Source organism: Trinickia violacea, assembly GCF_005280735.1.
In the GTDB taxonomy this organism is placed as follows: Bacteria; Pseudomonadota; Gammaproteobacteria; order Burkholderiales; family Burkholderiaceae; genus Trinickia_A; species Trinickia_A violacea.
Map to the genome: position 1 here is coordinate 4,154,669 of NZ_CP040077.1, position 14,423 is coordinate 4,169,091.

Annotated in this window: 14 protein-coding genes; 3 read left to right on the forward strand and 11 right to left on the reverse strand. The window is 65.8% G+C overall.

Annotation, left to right across the window (positions count from 1 at the left end):
* Window positions 1-100 precede the first annotated feature (100 nt).
* From thiL to FAZ95_RS18955, 3 genes are read left to right on the forward strand one after another with little or no spacing between them, the layout of a single operon-like run.
* Window positions 101-1,126, forward strand: coding sequence for a thiamine-phosphate kinase (gene thiL / locus FAZ95_RS18945; RefSeq protein ID WP_254699754.1), 1,026 nt, complete (start codon window positions 101-103; stop codon window positions 1,124-1,126).
* Window positions 1,116-1,655 carry a phosphatidylglycerophosphatase A family protein gene (locus tag FAZ95_RS18950; RefSeq protein ID WP_175425644.1) on the forward strand — a complete coding sequence of 180 codons (540 nt, stop codon included), beginning with the start codon at window positions 1,116-1,118 and terminating at the stop codon, window positions 1,653-1,655. The genes thiL and FAZ95_RS18950 overlap by 11 nt, the downstream gene beginning before the upstream one ends.
* A 25-nt stretch (window positions 1,656-1,680) precedes the next feature.
* On the forward strand, window positions 1,681-2,181 hold the full coding sequence (locus tag FAZ95_RS18955) for a CinA family protein (protein ID WP_137333853.1): 501 nt from the start codon (window positions 1,681-1,683) through the stop codon (window positions 2,179-2,181).
* Between the two features lie 116 nt (window positions 2,182-2,297).
* On the opposite strand, the gene pyrF is transcribed toward FAZ95_RS18955, so the two are convergent.
* The 11 genes from pyrF to FAZ95_RS19010 all read right to left on the reverse strand — a co-directional run bounded on the left by pyrF (window position 2,298) and on the right by FAZ95_RS19010 (window position 13,521).
* Complete coding sequence (pyrF, locus tag FAZ95_RS18960; protein WP_137333854.1) at window positions 2,298-3,122, reverse strand: orotidine-5'-phosphate decarboxylase; 825 nt, start codon at window positions 3,120-3,122, stop codon at window positions 2,298-2,300.
* A gap of 99 nt (window positions 3,123-3,221) precedes the next feature.
* A complete protein-coding gene (locus tag FAZ95_RS18965; protein WP_137333855.1) occupies window positions 3,222-4,280 on the reverse strand; it encodes an aldose 1-epimerase in 1,059 nt (352 codons plus the stop codon).
* 183 nt (window positions 4,281-4,463) lie between these two features.
* On the reverse strand, window positions 4,464-5,366 hold the full coding sequence (locus tag FAZ95_RS18970; RefSeq protein WP_137333856.1) for an SMP-30/gluconolactonase/LRE family protein: 903 nt from the start codon (window positions 5,364-5,366) through the stop codon (window positions 4,464-4,466).
* Window positions 5,357-6,157 (reverse strand): SDR family NAD(P)-dependent oxidoreductase, encoded by an 801-nt coding sequence (locus FAZ95_RS18975; RefSeq protein WP_137333857.1) that lies wholly within the window; start codon window positions 6,155-6,157, stop codon window positions 5,357-5,359. Before FAZ95_RS18975 ends, FAZ95_RS18970 begins: the two co-directional genes overlap by 10 nt.
* A gap of 41 nt (window positions 6,158-6,198) precedes the next feature.
* Window positions 6,199-7,215, reverse strand: a complete 1,017-nt coding sequence (gene araH / locus FAZ95_RS18980; protein ID WP_137333858.1) for an L-arabinose ABC transporter permease AraH — start codon at window positions 7,213-7,215, stop codon at window positions 6,199-6,201.
* 41 nt (window positions 7,216-7,256) lie between these two features.
* Window positions 7,257-8,780 (reverse strand): L-arabinose ABC transporter ATP-binding protein AraG, encoded by a 1,524-nt coding sequence (gene araG, locus FAZ95_RS18985; RefSeq protein WP_137333859.1) that lies wholly within the window; start codon window positions 8,778-8,780, stop codon window positions 7,257-7,259.
* A 187-nt stretch (window positions 8,781-8,967) separates the two neighbouring features.
* Window positions 8,968-9,966, reverse strand: coding sequence for an arabinose ABC transporter substrate-binding protein (locus tag FAZ95_RS18990; RefSeq protein ID WP_137333860.1), 999 nt, complete (start codon window positions 9,964-9,966; stop codon window positions 8,968-8,970).
* A gap of 90 nt (window positions 9,967-10,056) precedes the next feature.
* On the reverse strand, window positions 10,057-10,836 hold the full coding sequence (locus FAZ95_RS18995; protein WP_137333861.1) for an SDR family oxidoreductase: 780 nt from the start codon (window positions 10,834-10,836) through the stop codon (window positions 10,057-10,059).
* Window positions 10,833-11,504: a 2-dehydro-3-deoxy-6-phosphogalactonate aldolase gene (locus tag FAZ95_RS19000; RefSeq protein ID WP_137333862.1), complete on the reverse strand. Its 672-nt coding sequence runs from the start codon at window positions 11,502-11,504 to the stop codon at window positions 10,833-10,835. Before FAZ95_RS19000 ends, FAZ95_RS18995 begins: the two co-directional genes overlap by 4 nt.
* Before the next feature lie 56 nt (window positions 11,505-11,560).
* Window positions 11,561-12,592 carry a 2-dehydro-3-deoxygalactonokinase gene (locus tag FAZ95_RS19005; RefSeq protein WP_137333863.1) on the reverse strand — a complete coding sequence of 344 codons (1,032 nt, stop codon included), beginning with the start codon at window positions 12,590-12,592 and terminating at the stop codon, window positions 11,561-11,563.
* Complete coding sequence (locus FAZ95_RS19010; RefSeq protein ID WP_137333864.1) at window positions 12,589-13,521, reverse strand: IclR family transcriptional regulator; 933 nt, start codon at window positions 13,519-13,521, stop codon at window positions 12,589-12,591. The genes FAZ95_RS19005 and FAZ95_RS19010 overlap by 4 nt, the downstream gene beginning before the upstream one ends.
* Window positions 13,522-14,423 lie beyond the last annotated feature (902 nt).

Consider the following 14,423-nt stretch of genomic DNA (forward strand, 5'->3'; position numbering starts at 1 on the left):
CGGCATCGAACGATCGCCTCAAACCATTGCTGCAGCGCGCCATTCGCGGTCAACGCTTTGTTTTTTCAACGCCTTTTGCGAAAACCTTCGGTCCTCTCTCGTGAGCCAGACTTCTCTTTCCGAGTTCTCACTGATCGAACGATTTTTTGAGCGCCGTGCACTAAATCGTTCGCCCAACGACGTCGATCGCGCCGTGCTCGGCATCGGTGACGACTGCGCACTGATCGCCCCGCGCGCCGGCCAGTCGCTGGCGATATCGACGGACATGCTCGTCGAAGGCCGGCACTTCTTCCCCGGCGTCGATCCGCATGCGCTCGGCCACAAGACGCTCGCCGTGAACTTGTCGGACCTCGCCGCGATGGGCGCAAAGCCGCGCGCCTTCACGCTCGCATTCGCACTGCCGGACGCGCGCGAGGCATGGCTCGCCGCGTTCAGCGACGGTCTGTTCGAGCTGGCCGAGCGATTCGATTGCGAGCTGATCGGCGGCGACACGACGCGCGGGCCGCTCAATCTCTGCGTGACGGTGTTCGGCGACGTGCCGCCGGATCTCGCGCTGCGACGCGATGCCGCGCGTGACGGCGACGACATCTGGGTGTCGGGCACCCTCGGCGATGCGCGCGCCGGATTGGGCGTGGCGCGCGGCGAATGGTCCGTGACCGGGGACGACGCAGCGAGCGATACGGCAACTTTTCGTCGAGCGCTCGAACGCCCCGAGCCGCGCATCGCGCTCGGCATCGCCCTGCGCGGGCTCGCGCGCGCCGCGCTCGATATCTCCGATGGCCTCGCAGGCGATCTGTTGCACATTCTCGAACGCTCGCGCGTCAACGCGTCAGTCGACGCCGACGCAGTGCCGCGCTCCGCCGCGCTCTCCCGGCTATCCGCCGATGTGCAGCGCCGCTGCACGCTCACGGGCGGCGACGACTACGAGCTGTGCTTCACCGCTCCCGCCGCGACTCGTGAAGCGATCGAAGCGATCGGCGCCGAAGTGAAGGTGCCGGTCACGCGCATCGGTACAATAAGCACTTTGAAAGCTGCGGCGGACCGGCCTGCGATTACCTGGCACGACTCGACAGGCGCCCCGCTTTCCCTGACGTTGCAAGGCTTCGATCATTTCAATGCAGACTGACCCCACGCTCGGCGGCGGCGCCGGCGAGGTCCCGCGCGCGGCCAAACCGCGGCGCGCGACCGCGCGCTTCATGCTCACGCACCCGCTTCACATCATCTCGCTCGGTTTCGGCAGCGGCCTGTCGCCGATCATGCCGGGCACGGTCGGCACGCTGTTCGCGTGGGCGTCGTTCGCGGTGCTGAGCCGTCATCTGACCGTCATCGACTGGGCCGTGCTGATCGTCGTCGGCTTTATCGCGGGCTGCTGGATCACCGGCTTCACCGCGCGAAAGCTCGGCACGGACGACCCGTCGCCGGTCGTCTGGGACGAAATCGTCGCGTTCTGGCTCGTGCTCCTTTTCGTCACGCCCGAGACCTTCACTGGCCAGCTCTGGACATTCGTCGTCTTCCGCTTCTTCGACATGGTGAAGCCACCGCCAATCCGCTACTTCGACCGCCGATTGAAAGGTGGCTTTGGCATCATGTTCGACGATCTGGTCGCGGCGTTCTTCACGTTGCTCGTCGTTGCGCTGTGGCGCATGACCATCTGACCGCTCACCGTTTTACGGACTTGCAATGCCAACTGATTCCGTCGTGCATCAACTCGCCATTCGCGTGGGCAACAAGCTGCGCGACGAACGCCTGACGCTCGCGACCGCCGAATCGTGCACGGGCGGCATGGTGGCAACGGCGATCACCGACATTTCCGGCAGCAGCGGCTGGTTCGAGCGCGGCTTCGTCACGTATTCGAACCAGGCGAAGCACGAGATGATCGGCGTGCCCGCCGACATGCTCGAAAGACACGGCGCCGTCAGCGAGCCGGTCGCGCATGCGATGGCCGAAGGCGCGCTGCGCAACAGCCGGGCGCAGGTGTCGCTGGCGATCACGGGCATCGCCGGGCCGGGCGGCGGATCGAAGGAAAAGCCCGTGGGCATGGTCGTCTTTGCGTGGAGCAACCGGCTCCACACGGAAGTCGAGACGCTCGTGTTCAAGGGCGACCGCGAGCAGATTCGCGTGCAAGCGGCGGCGCACTCGTTGCGCGGGCTGCTGACGCTGCTCGACGAAAAGGAGCGGTAAGCCGCCACGCGGGCTCGCAGCCAGCGGGCTCCCACAAAGCACAAACGCCACGCAGATCCAGCGATCTGCGTGGCGTTTTGCTGTCCTGCCCGTAGGACGCGCGCTGCCGGTACGCGTTAGCGATACGCGTTGATCTTGTCGCGCGTTTCCTCTGCCGCGCGCGCGGCGGCCGCCGCGAAATCGTCGCCCTTGCCCGCGTAGAGAATCGCGCGCGACGAGTTGATCATCATCCCCGCGCCCGCCGCCGTGCGGCCGGCGCGCACCGTCGCCTCGACGTCGCCGCCCTGCGCGCCGATGCCGGGAATCAAAAGCGGCATGTCGCCGACGATCTGCCGCACGATTTCAATTTCCTTCGGAAACGTCGCGCCCACGACGAGCCCAAGCTGACCGTTCGCGTTCCACTTCTCGGCGGCGAGCTGCGCGACGACCTGATAGAGCGGACGGCCACCCGTCTCGAGGAACTGCAGGTCCGAGCCGCCGGGGTTCGACGTCCGGCACAGCACGATCACGCCTTTGCCTTCATGGGCGAGATACGGCTCGACCGAATCGAAACCCATGTACGGATTGACCGTCACCGCATCGGCGCCGTAGCGCACGAACGCTTCGCGCGCGTACTGCTCGGCGGTGCTGCCGATATCCCCGCGCTTCGCATCGAGGATCACCGGCAGCCCGGGGTGCCGCTCGTGAATGTGCGCGATCAGCGCTTCGAGCTGATCCTCGGCACGGTGCGCGGCAAAGTAGGCGATCTGCGGCTTGAACGCGCTCGCGTACGGCGCCGTCGCGTCGACGATCGCGCGGCAGAATTCGAAAATCGCATCCGGACGGTTCGCCAGTGCGCCGGGAAACTTGGCCGGCTCGGGATCGAGGCCGACGCACAGCAGCGAGTTCGTGCGTTGCCAGGCGCTCGTAAGCGTTTCGATGAAAGAAGGTGTGGAAGACATGGCGGTGCCGGTAACGGAAGAGGCGGTATTTTATCTGGCCGGCGGGTGAACCGGCGCGCCGCGCGCGAGCGACCGCCGAAGCGGCCGCCGCGCTTCGGATCAACGCCTCACGCCTCGCCCATCGGCGCTCGCGCGCACGCCCATGCGCTCGACCGTGAAGCCGAACTGCCTGACGAGCCGCTCGCCCGGCGCCAACTCGGTCATGCCGTTCGCCGCGGCGCCGCCGGGCAAGTTCATCGCATTGATCGGATGGTCGACCGGCTCGAAGCAGAAGAAGTCCTCGCCCGGCGGCGTGTAGAGCACGTAGTACTCGGTGTTCGCCGCAATCGTCAGCGACAGCCGGCGTTTCGGCCATACCACCGACGTATAGCCGCTCCAGCCCGTGAATGCGTGGTTCACCATCGCCGCCGGCAACGGATACGCGACGCCGAACTGCCACGCGGGCGGCGCCGGCACGTGGCGCACCGGCAGCCAGTCGTCGCCCGGCAGCCAGAGGCCCGCCGCGCCCGCGGACAGCTCGGTGTCGTCGTCGCGAACCAGAAACGGATGGAGGCCGAGGCCGAACGGCAGCCGCTCGCGCCCCCTGTTTTCGATGTCGAGCGTGACGGTGAGCGTCGCGCCATCTAGCGAGTACGTTTGCGCCGCGCGATACGCGTAAGGCTTGGCGCGGCTGCGATCGAGCGTGAGCCGCGCGCTCGCGTCGTCCGTTTGCTCGAGCTGCCACTGCGCAAGCCAGCCGTCGCCGTGGATCGGGCACGCTTCGGTCGCGCGATTCGCGCTCACCTGCACGTCGCGCCCCGCAAACCGGAAACGCCCCCCGCCGATCCGGTTCGAATACGGCAGGAGCGGATAGCAGGCAAGCTCGTTCGGATCGGTGTTCGCGCGCACCGTCTTGCAGCGGCGGAAGATCGGGATCAGCGCACCGTCGTCGCCGCGCCAGTCGAAGCGCGCGATCCCACCGCCGAGCCCCGGCGCGAGATCGAGCCGCAATTCCGCGTTGGCGAGCGTGACCAGCTCCGCGTTGGCCGACGCTGCCGCGCCGCGCGCAACGGCCGACGTGCTCGGCCCGGGACGCACCGGTTGGGTCAGCCCCGCCAGCTTGGCGCGGCGCGATTCGGAAGGAGAAACGGGTGTGACATCAACATTCGCAGCGGTCATGGTTCGCTCCATCGAGAGGCGTAAATCGTCGTCGTGCAGACCGGATGACTTGAGGCGATGTCGGGCGGCTATGGGCGCCGCCTCTGCAGTTGTCGTGTTGCATGTTGCAAACGGCTGGGAAAGCGCGAGATCCGGCTTCTGCTTGCGTTCGACGAATCTCGCCGGTGTTGCTCATGCAGTTGCTCAGACAGGCTCGCCGAGGAACACAGGCTCCGGCAAGCCTTGCCGCGAAACGCTTGCGGCATAGACGCCGCCCGCGTACGGATCTTGCGTCAGCGCGTGATCCGTCAGACCGATCCGCGCTGTCGTAATGTACAACGTATCGAACCCCGCGCCGCCTAGCGCGACGCAGCTTGGTTGTATCGACGACACACCCACGCGCTCGGTTTCGACGCCGTCCGCGCCGTAGCGCACGACGCGCGCGCCGCCCCACTGCGCGTTCCAGAGGCCGCCGTCGGCATCGACGGTCGAGCCGTCCGGCACGCCGTCCGCGTCGGTCAGCCGCGTGAAGACGCGGTCGCCGGCGATGCGGCCGTCCGCGAAGTACTCGCAGGCGCGGATTTCGCGGGTCGGCGAATCGCAGTAGTACATCGTCGCGCCGTCGGGGCTGAACGCAATGCTGTTCGAAATCGCGGGCGCCGGCAGCGGCAGGCGTTCGAGCGACAAATCGAGGTTCAGCCGGTAGAAGCCGCCGATCGGCCGGGTGGGCTCGGCTTCGTCTTTGGTCCCGAAGACGAAGCGCCCTTGGCGGTCGCAGCGGCCGTCGTTCACGCGCGTGTTCAGGCCGGGCTCGACGTCGACGATGTGCTGCGTCGTGCCGGTCGTCAAATCGAAGAACGCGAGATGCGTAGCAAGGCCGAGCAGCAGGCGCTTCGGATCGGCAGTCAGCGCGAACGTCGCCAGCCGCTCCGGCATCGGCCACGACCGGCTTTCGCCGGACACCGGCGAATAGCGCCATAGGCACGCGCCTTCAATGTCCGTCCAATAGAGCACCCCGTCGCGGGCGCACCAGGTCGCGCCTTCGCCGAGCACGCATTGCGAATCGATGACGAGCGCCGCTTCGTTTGTCTGCATGTTCACGCCCATCCTCCGTCGACGATGAAATCCTGGGCCGTGATCATGCGGCTGTCGTCGGCGGCAAGAAAGAGCGCCATGCGCGCGAGGTCTTCAGGCAGCAGCTCGCCGTCGAGACACTGTCCCGCTTTCAGCGCGCGCTTGCCCGCTTCGTCGAGCCACAAGCGCCTTTGCTTTTCCGTCATCACCCAGCCCGGCAACAGCGTGTTCACGCGAATCCCGAACGGACCGAGGTCGCGCGCGAGACCGCGCGTGAGCCCCGCTATCGCCGCCTTCGACGTGACGTAGACGGGCATGTTGCCGTTCTTGAGCATCCAGCTGATCGAGCCCAGGTTGATGATCGAGCCGCCGCCCAGTTGCTTCATGTCGTCGACGACCGCCTGCGCGGCGAAGAACTGATGCCTCAGATTGACGGCGATGCCCGCATCGAACGATTCGGGCGTGACTTCGGCGATCAAGTGGCGCTTGTCGTTCGCTGCATTGTTGACCAGCACGGAGATCGGGCCGAGTGCGCTCCTCACGTCGGCGATCGCTTTGCGCAGCGCATCGATATCGGCGAGGTCGCAAGTCAGAAAGAGCGGTGCGTGGCCCGAATCGCCGAGCTGGTCCGCGAGCGCCTCGCCCGCCGCCGCGTCGATATCGAAGAAGGCCACGCGCGCACCCTGCGCCGCGAAGTGCTCGACGAACGACGCGCCGATGCCCGTCGCGCCGCCGGTGATCAGCACCGTGCGGCCGGCGAGGCTCGGATAGCACGCATAAGTCCCGGCGGATTGGCGATCGGCCGCATTGGCAGGAGACGTCATCGTGTTCTTTCCCTATCGGTGAGCTATCGGTGACCGGCGCGTCAATCGCGCGCGCCGCGGTTCTTCAACTGGTCGAGCAGCACCGCCGCAAGCAGGATCGCGCCGCGCACGAGGTACTGATAGAACGCGTCGATGTTCAGGAGGTTCATCACGTTCTCGACCGTACCCATGATCAGCACGCCGATCACGACACCCGAAATCGTCGCGCGCCCGCCGAGCAGCGACACGCCGCCGAGCACGCACGCGGAAATCACGTTCAGCTCGAAGCCCTGAGCGGCGTTCGGCTGCCCCGACGTGATGCGCGACGCGAGAATCACACCCGCGAGCGCCGCCACTGCGCCTTGAATCAGGAAAATGTAGACGCGCGTGCGCTCCACGTTGATACCGGCAAGACGCGACGCTTCGGGGTTGCCGCCGATCGCGAGCGTATTGCGGCCGTACACCGTCTTGTTGAGCAGCACGCCGAACACGATGAAGCACACGAGCGTCACCCAGATCGGCAGCGACACGCCGAACATCGCGAGATTGCCGAGCGCGATGAACGTATCCGACGACACGCCGACGGCCTGCCCCTGCGACGCGATAAACCCGAGGCCGCGCACGATTTCCATCGTCGCGAGCGTGGTGATCAACGCGTTGATGCGCAGGTACGCGATGACCGCGCCGTTCACGAAGCCGATCGCGGCGCCGGCCAACACGGCGGCGCCGATCGCGATGAAGGTGTTGTTGGTTGCGTTCAGCACCATCGCGCACAGCACGCCCGCGAACGCCACGGTCGAACCGATCGACAAGTCGAAATCGCGTGACGCGAGACAGAACATCATCGTGCACGCGACCATGCCGATCTGCGAGATCGACAGTGCGAGGCCAAGCATGTTCGGGATCGAGAAGAAGTGATCGACCGTCAGCGACATCGTGATGAACATCACGACGAAGATCAGGATCAGGCTGTATTCGGTGATTTGCTGCCACCACTTCTGCTTGTCGCTGGTCTGCGGCGTCAGCGCGTCGGCGGCGCTCTTCGCGGCCGACTGCACTAGGTTTTCTCTGGCTTGCATTTGATGGCTCCTACCGTGCTGCATTAAGTGTTGTTCCGGAATCACGCCGCCTGCGCGGCCGCTTGCGGCGTCGAGCTTTCCGGCAGCGCGAGGCTCAGCACCGCATGCTCGCTCGCCTGGCTGCGCGGCAGCTCGCCGGAAATGCACCCCTGGCGCATGACGACGATGCGGTCCGACACGCCCAGCACCTCCGGCAACTCCGACGAGACGATCACGACCGCACAGCCGCGCTCGGCGAGCTGATAAATCACGTGATAGATCTCGTGCTTGGCGCCGACGTCGATGCCGCGCGTCGGCTCGTCGAGAATCACGACCTTCAGTTCCGGCTCGGCGAGCCAGCGCGACAGAATCGCCTTCTGCTGGTTGCCGCCCGAGAGGAAGCGGATCTTCTGGCGGCGGCTCGGCGTCTTGATCTTCAGCAGTTGAATGAATCGATCCGCGGTTTCGGCTTCCTTCTTGCGATCGAGGAAGAGACCCGCGCGCAGATAGTGACGCCGGCAGCTGATGTTGATGTTCTCCGCGACCGACGCAATCGCGACGATCCCTTCTTCCTTGCGGTCTTCGGGACACAGCACGATGCCGTTGCGGATCGCCTCGCCCGCGCTCTTGACGGTGATCGGCTTGCCGTCGAGCATCAAATGCCCGCCTTTCTTCTTCTCGGCGCCGTAGACGAGGTGCATCAACTCGCTGCGCCCCGCGCCGACGAGCCCAAAGAAGCCGACGATCTCGCCCGAACGGACGTCGAAGCTCGCCGGCCCGGTCAGCCCGTGGCCCTCGACGTTCCGCACCTCAAAGCGCACCGGCCCGAGTTCGCGCGGCCGGTAGTTGTAGATGTCCGAAATCTCGCGCCCCACCATCTCGGCGACGATCGTCTCGCGCTTCACGCCTTCGAGCGTCGGATGCGACGCGACCTTGCGGCCGTCGCGGAAAATCGTGCACGCATCGCAAAGCTGGTAGATCTCGTCCATGCGGTGCGAGATGTAAATCATCGCGCGATTGTCGGCGCGCAGGTCGCGCACGAGCTTGAACAGCACCTCGGTCTCGCGATGCGAGAGCGAGCTGGTCGGTTCATCGAGCGCGATCACGCGCGCATTGCGCATCAGGGCCTTGCAGATCTCGACCATCTGCCGCTGCGCGATCGAGAGCCGCCGCAGCTTCGCATTGGGATCGAGATCGACGCCCATTGCGGCAAGCCGCTCGCGCACGTAGCGCTTCGCGTCCTGCTTCTTCACCCAGCCGAGCGTATTCGGCAGGCGCCCGAGCATCAGGTTTTCGGCAACGGTGAGATCCGGCACGTACTGCAGTTCCTGGTGGATCACCGCGATGCCGGCCGCGATCGACGCCGCCGCATTCGGGAAATGCACCTCGTTGCCGTCCATCATCACGCGGCCGGAATCGGGCTGATACTCGCCGCCGAGCACTTTCAAGAGCGTCGACTTGCCCGCCCCGTTCTCGCCCATCAGGCCGTGCACCTGCCCGACGTTGACCTCGAAGGACACACCGTCAAGCGCGCGTACGCCTGGAAACACCTTGCCGATATTGTCAAAACGCAGCGTCGCTGACACATCGCCTCCAATCACGCCATAGGGATGGTTCGCCTGCTGCGCGCCTTGTGTTGCGTGGCGCGTGCGTCACTTTGCGAACCGTCTCATTCACCCCTGTTCTTTTCGTCGCCCTGCTTTTCGCCGTTCCGATCGCCGCTTCACGGTATGCACGGGCACACCGCGAAGCGGGCGGTTCAGAACGTTTCGCTTACTTCGACGCAAGGCCCATCTTCTCGCGCACTTCACCCACGTTGTCGCGCGTGGCGAGCATGCCGGTCGTCAGCGTCAGCGGCGGCGGCGCCTTGCCCTGCGTGATCCACGCATACATCAGGTCCGACGTTTCCTCGCCGTGGCGCTTCGGGCTGATGATGACCGTGCCGTAGAAGCCCGTCGGCTGCGGCTTCTTGAACTCGTTCAGCGCCGAATCCGAGCCGCCGATGCCGATGCCGATCATGTTGTCCGCCTTGAAGCCGCGGCCTTCCGCTGCGCGCACCGCGCCGAGCACGGCCTCGTCGTTCAGGCCATATGCGATCCAGTGCTTGAACTGCGGATTCTTGGTGAGCGCGATGTTGGCCGCGTTGAACGCGTTCTCGGTATCGGTCTTCGCTTGCGGCGCGGCGATCACGTTCGCCTTCGGGAAGCCCGCGGCGATGAGCGCATCGGTCGCGCCGCTCGTGCGGTCGTGGGCGGTCGGCAGTTGCTCGTAAGTGACGTCGATCGCGCCGACGTCCTTCATATCCCAGCCGCGCTTCTTGATTTCAGCGGCCAGGCCCTCACCCACTTGCTTGCCGATGTTGTACGCCGAGATGCCCATATGCGGCACCGATTCGATCGGCTTGCCCGAGCCGTCGACGAGACGGTCGTCCACGGTCATCATCTTCAAGCCGTCGGCCTTCGCCTTCGCGACGATGCCCGGCCCGAGCTTCACATCAGGCGTGCAGATGATGAAGCCTTGCGCCTTTTGCGCGGCGAGGTTGTCGATCGCGCTCATCACCTTTTCGCCCGACGGCGCCCCGATCTTCACGAGCGTGAAGCCCTTTTCCTTGGCGGCGATTTCAGCGAACTTCCACTCGTCCTGGAACCAGGGCTCTTCGGGCTGCTTCACGAGAAAACCGATCTTCACCTCGTCGGCAGCCTGTGCCACCGGCGCATTGAACAGCACCCCAGCAGCCGCGGCGGCCAACGTGAGGAAAATTCTTCGCTTCATGACGTGTCTCCTGTCTTGGATGGAAAAGTCGGCCGCGTGTTCTTCTAGCGGGATAACGCACGCGGCCGGTGCGCCATCCGATTACCCACATCAGTCGTGATAGAGCGCAGAGCGCCCGCCGTCGACCGTGATACAGCTCGCGTTGATGAACGGCGCTTCGTCGGAAGCGAGAAACACCGCTGTCATCGCGACTTCGTCGGGCCTGCCGATCCGTTTCATCGGCTGCAAATCGAGCGTCGCCTGGCGCGCGGCGGCCGGGTCAGGCTGACCGTTCCACCAGTCGAGCGTCAACGGCGTCTCGATGTAGCCGGGCGCGATCGCGTTGACGCGCACCTGACGCGCCGCGTATTCGATGCCGAGCGCGCGCGTGAGACCGAGCACGCCGTGCTTGGCAACCGGGTACGGGAAGCACCCGGGAATGATCTTGAACGCATGCGTCGACGCGATGTTCACGATGCTGCCGCGCCCGCGCTCGACCATGCCCGGCAGCACCGCGCGACAGCCGTTCCAGACGCCGTCGAGGTCGACCGCGAAGCAGCGGCGCCAATCGTCGTCGGTCATCGTGAGCGGATCGCAGAACACGTTGATGCCGGCGTTGTTGACGAGCGCGTCGAGCGGGCCGAAGGCCCGCTCCGCTTCACTCACTGCGTTCTGGACCGAGGCGGCTTGCGTCACATCCGTTTGCACCGCGAGCACGCGTGCGCCGGGCGCCGCCGCTTCGATTTCGTTCGCGGTGCGGCGCGCCGTGTCGATCTCGAGCTCGGCCAGCACGACCGACGCGCCCTCTCTGGCGAACGCGTGCGCGATCGCCGCGCCGATACCGCGGCCGGCACCGGTGATCAGCGCGACCTTGTCCGCCAGACGGTTCATGATGCTTTCGCGGCCTGCAAGCCGTCGATGAATGCCTTCGCATGCGCCGCGGTGGCCGCTGCACTCTGCCCTGGCTTGTACAGCGCCGAGCCCAGGCCGAAGCCGTTGGCTCCGGCTGCGAGGAACGGCCCCATGTTGTCCGGCGTAACACCGCCGACCGGCACGAGCGGCACCTGCGCCGCGATGACCGCGCGCCACGCCTTCACGACGTGCGGGCCCAATTGCTCGGCCGGGAACATCTTGAGTACGTCAGCGCCGTTTTTCAGCGCGGCGAACGCTTCGTTCGGCGTGGCGACACCCGGCGCGCACGCGAGCCCCTGCGCCTTGGCGGCGCGCACCACGTCGGCGTCGCTGTGCGGCATCACGATCAGCTCGCCGCCCGCGCGCTTCACCTCGTCGACGTAGCTCGGATGCAGCACCGTTCCCGCGCCGACGATCGCATCGGCCGCCAACGCTTCGCGAATCGCCGCGATGCTCTCGAATGGCTGCGGCGAATTGAGCGGCACCTCGATGATCCGGAAACCCGCCGCATACAGCGCGCGGCCGTGATCGGCGGCATCGGCCGGCGTCACGCCGCGCAGGATCGCGATCAGCGGGCACGCCGCGAACGCGGCGGCGAGTCCCGCGTGCGGCTGATACGGTGCTGGCAAGTTGATGTGCGGTTGCATGTCGTTTCCGTGAAAATTCAGGTGTTCTATGTGTGTGATTCCGGCATCGCCCGGGCTCAACCGGCGCGCCGCGCGACGGCCGGACGCGCCTCGCCGACCAGCCCGGCCAGCGTTGCGATCCTCCACAACCCGCGCTCGGTCGCGTCTTTGACTAACGTTGTCTGCAGGCAGCCAAGCTCGGCAAGCGCGAGGCGATAGCGGTCGCACAGGGCTTCGTTGCCGATCAGACGCAGCGGCTCGACGGCGAATTGCGGATGCACGGCGGCAAGTCCGCACAGCTCGTGGCCGATGAGGAGTCCAGAAAGATAATCCGACTGCTCTTCAGCGGACAGTTCTGCGGTCAACCCCAGCGTGCGCGTGCTGAAGATCGTCGCCAGCAGGCCCGCATGGTCGGTGCGCTTCGCGACCGCGACGCCGCGCAGGAATGCCGCCGTGCTCGGCGTTTGCGGCTCGGCCATCGTGCGGCCGAGAATCGTGTGATCGCGCAGCGCCGCGAAGACCTCGCCGGTCATGAACGTATAGAAGCGCTCGATGCGCCCATCGCGCACGACAGCCCACTTGGCATGCGTGCCCGGCAGGCCGATCAGCGCGCTTGCGCTGCCGTTGCCGAGCGCCGCGTTGTCGGCGAGCGCACCGACGATCTGCGTTTCCTCGCCGCGCATCACGTTCGGCAATTCACCGCGCTGGATCACGCCCGGCACGATATGGAGCGCGATGCCGCGGTCCGTGCCGACACGCACGATGCCGGCGGCGAGCGCATCCGCGTCGGCGGGCGCGTCGACGTAGGGCGCCTCCGCCCAGCCTTGCGCGCTGCCGACCATGCCTGCCGCGATCACCGGCACGCGCGGCGCGCGGTCGAGCCAGACGCCGCAGGCGTCCTCGAACGCGGCATCGAAACCGCCCGCGCTCACCGAGCGCGGCAGATTCATGATGCCGGCCGTCGACGCGCAGTGCGCGATCACGTCGCCGTTCGCATCGAACAGGTAGGCACGCAGCGACGTCGTGCCCCAATCTAGCGCGATCAGCGCGGCGTGCTCGAAGGCGGTGTCGGCGACGGTGAACGTCGTGGCGGAGTGCTGCACGGTCATCGTTTGATCCTGCGTGTGGTCTGCGGTGCGCGCCAGCCGAGTTCCTCGGAGATCGCGCGTGCTTCGCGCTGCACGACCGGCACGAGCTCGTCCATGCGCTCGAGCGGCATATAGGGAATCGTGCTCGCGACCGAAACAGCCGCGACGATCGAACCCGAGGCGTCGCGCACGGGCGCGGCCACGCAGCGGATCGACGCTTCGTTTTCCTCGAGATCGAGCGTGAAGCCGCCCGCCGAATAGGTCGCCATGCGCTGCAGGAAGGTGGGCGCATCGGGGCGGTTGTCGGGCTTGAAGCTCACCGACGCGAGCGCGCGGCGCGACGCGTCGAAGAGCGACTGCCAGGCGTCGGGCTTGAGGTCGAGCATCATTGCCTTGCCGATGCCGGTCGACGCGAGCGGCATGCGGTGCCCGACGCGCGAGCGCATCTCCAGCCCGCGCGTGCCGGGAATTTTGTCGATGTAGAGGACGTCGTCGCCGTCGCGCACGCCGAGGTGAATCGTGTCGAGCGTCGCCTCGGCGAGCCGTTCCAGGTGCGGGCGGGCGACGGCCGTGAGCGGCATTTGTTCGAGCGCGATGGTGCCGAGCTCGATCAGCTTCGGGCCGAGCAGATAGCCGCCCTGCACCTGACGCAGATAGCGCGCTTGAACGAGGCTGCTGACGAGCCGGTGCGTCGTGCTGCGCGTCGTGCCGAGCGCGGCGCCGAAGCTGCGCAGGTCGCGCGCGCCGGATGCCGCCGCTTCGAGGATCGCGAGACCGCGCAGCAGCGTTTGCGTGCCGGCTTGCTGCGGGGTGATGTCGAGCAAGGTGCTGGGAAGTGCGATGCCGTCGACGGCCGTCGGGATCGATTGCGTGTCCCGCTTGCCGATTTGCGTGGCTTGCGCGGCTTCATGCAGTGGCGCTTCAGTGTGCTCAGCCAAGGGTTTGTTCATGGCGCTCATCCGGTTCGAGTGGCCAATGGCCGATTAGTCGCGGTGCTGGGTGCGCGCTTGAGCGCGCTGCGCGGACGGATGAGGCGCGATGGGTTCGTGCGAAACGGTGCCTGCGGCTTGCCAATGGATCGATGTCATTTGACGGTGTCTCCGTTGTCGTGCGAATCGTGGTTCGCAGCGGTTGGCCGCGATTGCGGCGCTTTGTTGGTCTGGATTGTAGGGCTGGGGCTTCTGTATCTCCAACATTTGAATTGTTGATTCATATTTTGGGATTTCCGGGTTCTTCTTTTGCCTGCGGCGTGTTGTTGTCGTTTGCTTGGGTTTTCGTGAACACTTTGATTTCGCGCCGTTCCGTATGGTCCGTCCCTCCCCGGGACCGGGGTCACTTTTGTCCTTGCCAAAAGTAACCAAAAGCGCGTCCTCGCCGGACGGCCCGCCCGGAGGCACTCAACCCTGTTAGTACCGGTGTTCCGAGCGCTACCGTGGGAAACCGTTATCGTTCGACGCGCGGCCCAGTAGCACGCGGCACGGAACTTCGTCCGTTCGCGTCAAATCGGGGATGGAGGTCAGGAAAGGTCTGGAAGTGCTTGTCTTGCGGTGGGCCCAAGCGCTTGGGCTCCCTTCCGATCGTAGGCAACGTGGGGCGCGGCCAAATCGATAGCGTCGATTTATTTCGTATCGGCGCAATTCTGTGCCGCGTACTGATATGACTCCCGCTGTCAATCGGGATCGGTTTTCCAGTTTTCAACTGCATGTTGTCCGAATTTCCTGAGGGCGGCGTAGCAGTAAGTCTCGACGGTGGATCACGCTGATATCCGCGGGTTGGCTACCGCATTACAGATGTCCGCCCAATAAGCCTACCGCTATCTAACGCCGCAAGTCGGATGCAATCCGTTGCGTAG